This window comes from Fibrobacter sp. (assembly GCA_012523595.1).
Lineage (GTDB): Bacteria > Fibrobacterota > Chitinivibrionia > Chitinivibrionales > Chitinispirillaceae > JAAYIG01.
The window spans coordinates 1-3496 of record JAAYIG010000157.1 but is presented as its reverse complement, the minus strand read 5'-3'; the positions used below and the strand labels follow the sequence as shown (position 1 = coordinate 3496).

Sequence of the window (3496 nt, the reverse complement as noted above, 5' to 3'; positions counted from 1 at the left end):
CCCTTTCCATGTTGCAGGATCCGGTGGACTGCTCCGGACCAGTAACAGTGATCCGGCAACTCTTTCCCTCTCCGAGTTTATCAATCTACACGGCATCCATTTCTTCCTGACATCGATACTTCAGGGACTCCCTCAGTTCTTCAAAAACCTTAACTCTCTCGAACACGGTTCCAATATCATCCCACTCCTTTTATGCCTCATCGCAGCTTTTCGTAAACACCCATTTTACAACGGATTTATCACATGCTCCTTCGTTTTTACATTTCTTGCCTGTGCATATACAGCAAGGCTGTATGGATGGGCCGGGGTGAGATATTTCAGTCCGTTCCTGCCGTTTGTTTATGCTTACGGAATCTCATACTTCTTCAGGGAAACCGGCTCACTTATTGAAAGATTTTCCGGAGATAACAGCTATTACATCAGGCTGTGCGGAATACCCGCAATTATACTCCTGCTTGGCATTCCGCTGATCAATCCGCACCGCTACTATGAGCGGGTTTATAAAGTTAAACCAGTTGACAGCACTCCGGAATATTATTCCGAACTGAGCAGACAGATATCAGGCTCAGATATCTATTATGCGGGGCGTCTGGCACAATTGAACTTTGCAACAAACCTTAGGTGCGTAGGAATCCAGTCGCTTTTCGGTGCGAATGATATGATCACAGCCCAGAAACACTTCAACCCGGCACTTCTTGTTCTTACAAGGAAAGAATTCGATTCACCCCGATTTAAGGGGCTGCTCGATACTCTGGGGCTCAATGGATATCAGTGGTCGGTTGTGTCGGAGAATGAGGTTGCTTTATATATAAGAATCACCAATTAATGACGGCCTCAAGGTGACAGGTGTTATTTACAAGCAGCACACGCGCCTTCACCTCACTCCTGTGAGCTCACTGTACGCGAAAACTCCCGCCCCTTCCAGTTGAACTTTCCAAAGACACCAAAGAATACCGCCATCAAAACCATGGGCAATTGAATAATCGATCCAGGAAGGATATATCTGCGAAGCTCCTGTTTTCCAAAGATGCGGCTTCCCGGAATCATAAGCACCATTTCACCCACAAATTTTACAAGAAGCATCAGGATAGCGGCAGAAAAATACCAGGGTTTAAAAAAGCCACAAAACAGAGTAACTGGAATAGCGAGGTAGAACAGGAAAATACAGGAAAGGAAAAGCACCTGCATGGGATTGTAATGAACCGTTTTCGATCCCCATCTTTTACGCTGTTCAAATACACTTCTCACCGAATCGGCAGGCGCTGTGGTTACCGCACCTTTAAGATCTGCCATGTATCTTATTTTCCATTTCCCGCTTTTCCATATTTTCTGCATCAGTAAATCATCATCACCTGAAACCACTTTTCCCGCACTTTTACCATAACCCCCGCATTCAGCAAACGCGCTTCGTCTGAAAGCCATATTGTTCGCGTTTGAATTGATGGGCATTCCTGCTCCGATTCCGGCGGCTGCGACAATTCCATGGGAAAGGAAATCGACCGCCTGAAGCCCGAAAAACAGGCTGTTCATGGCAGGAGGACGCTCATAGCAGGTGATTCCCTGTACAAGGCCGGTTTCAGGAGTAAAACTTCGGTCTATAGTGTCAAGCCATCTCTCCGGAACCCTGCAATCAGCATCTGTAAATACTATAATCTCACCTTTTGAGGCCTCGATCCCCTTTGACACTGCATATTTCTTTGGTGACAATCCAGGAGGAGTCCTCTCTATGTTGATAAGAGAGATATTCCGGTGCTGTGATATGTATTCCAATACTACTTCCGCTGTACGGTCGGTAGAACGGTCGTTTACGACTATAATCTCCAGCCGGTCCGGTGGCATATTCTGGGCAAGGATACTGTCCAGACAGGCTCCTATATTGTTCTCCTCATTATGGGCAGCTATAACAACAGAGAAATTAAGATTCGCAGGGTCTCCTGTTTTGGGAAGAGAGAGAAGCCCCCTTAAAAGCAAAAGCACAGAAGCTAAATAGAACGCGGATATCACTGCAAGGAAGATAATCATGAGTATACCTCTGAGTGATCCGAAGAGCACTACCAGTCATACTTCGCCGCAATAGGGAATCTCCATCCCTTTCCAAATGCCCTTGGACTCACCTTGAGTCCTGTACAGGCCTGGCGACGTTTGTATTCATTTTTAGAGACTCTCTCTGCCACCCATCTCACAGTCTGCTCATCGAAACCCATCCCCGCAATCTCACTGCTCGATTTTCCCTCCTCGATCAACTGATTCAGAATCGAGTCCAGAATATCGTATGGTGGAAGGGTGTCCTGATCGGTCTGATTGGGACGCAGTTCAGCGGATGGTGCTTTTGTCAAAACAGATTCCGGGATAATCTCTTCTTCATTATTGATATAACCGGCAAGTTTGTAAACCTTCTCCTTTGGAAGATCACTTATAACACTCAATCCCCCGTTCATGTCTCCGTAAAGAGTACAGTATCCCACAGAGATCTCGCTTTTATTACCGGTAGAGAGAAGCAGGTGCCCGAATTTGTTGGACAAAGCCATCAAAAATGTTCCCCGGATACGGGCCTGAAGGTTTTCCTCTGCTAATCCAGGAGCTATACCTTCAAAAAGAGGAGAGAGCATTTCCATGTAAGCGCTGAAAGCCTTTTCAATAGGAACTTCTGAGAAGCGGATACCAAGATTTGATGCCAGTTTCCGGGAATCCTCAACACTTCCCATCGATGAATACCTCGATGGCATAGTGACTCCCCAGACATTCTCCGGTCCTACTGCTCTGGCTGCCAGCACTGCAACTACTGAGGAATCGATTCCGCCCGATAAACCAAGCAATACCCTTTTAAAACCACATTTCTTCACATAATCCCTTACTCCCAGCACCAGGGCATCATGAATCTGGGCATTTTCATCCCACTCCGGTGGCTCCATGGTCTGAGCAGAGGATGAATCTATCAATTTCAGAGATTCTTTGAATGAGGGCAGATTTTCAATAAGATTACCCTCTTTGTCGACACAGAGGCTGCTGCCATCAAAGATCAGTTCATCATTACCTCCCACCTGGTTAACAAACAGAAACGGGAGGCGGTGTTTACGCGCATGATTCCTGATTATTTTCAGCCGTAAACTTTCCTTGCCGGCATGAAAAGGTGATGCTGCGATATTGATAAGAAGGGTAGCCCCTCTGGAGGCCATCTCTGCTACCGGATCGAATTTGTACAGAGGCTGCGGCCAGAACTCCACATCATTCCAGGCATCCTCACAAATACTTATCCCGAGTTTTTCTCCCTTGAAAGGGAAAACCGAAACTTCTGACGATGGATCAAAATACCTGGGCTCATCAAAAACATCATAGGACGGCAGGAGGCTTTTGTTCTGTTTGAACAATACTTTTCCTTCACTTATCAGTATAGCGGAGTTAAACAACCCCTTACCTCCTGAGATTGAATCCGGCATCGCGGTACCCAGAAGAATTCCAGTGTCAGGATACTTTTCCGAACAGTGGCATACCTGCT

At 46.4% G+C, this 3496-nt stretch carries 3 protein-coding genes; 1 reads left to right on the top strand and 2 read right to left on the bottom strand.

Annotated elements, in window-relative coordinates; all coding sequences use genetic code 11:
• On the top strand, window positions 1-826 hold an 826-nt coding region (locus GX089_10490), incomplete at its 5' end, for a hypothetical protein (protein ID NLP02913.1).
• Window positions 827-879: 53 nt separating this feature from the next.
• Here GX089_10490 and GX089_10485 read toward each other — a convergent pair.
• Window positions 880-2022 (bottom strand): glycosyltransferase, encoded by a 1143-nt coding sequence (locus tag GX089_10485; GenBank protein NLP02912.1) that lies wholly within the window; start codon window positions 2020-2022, stop codon window positions 880-882.
• 29 nt (window positions 2023-2051) lie between these two features.
• Window positions 2052-3496 (bottom strand): NAD+ synthase (locus tag GX089_10480; GenBank protein NLP02911.1); only part of this gene is annotated, 1445 nt, incomplete at its 5' end.

What these genes read in the sequence shown, in the direction of transcription:
- GX089_10485 (NLP02912.1), bottom strand. Translation starts at nt 2,022, where the DNA reads ATGATTATCTTCCTTGCAGTGATATCCGCGTTCTATTTAGCTTCTGTG.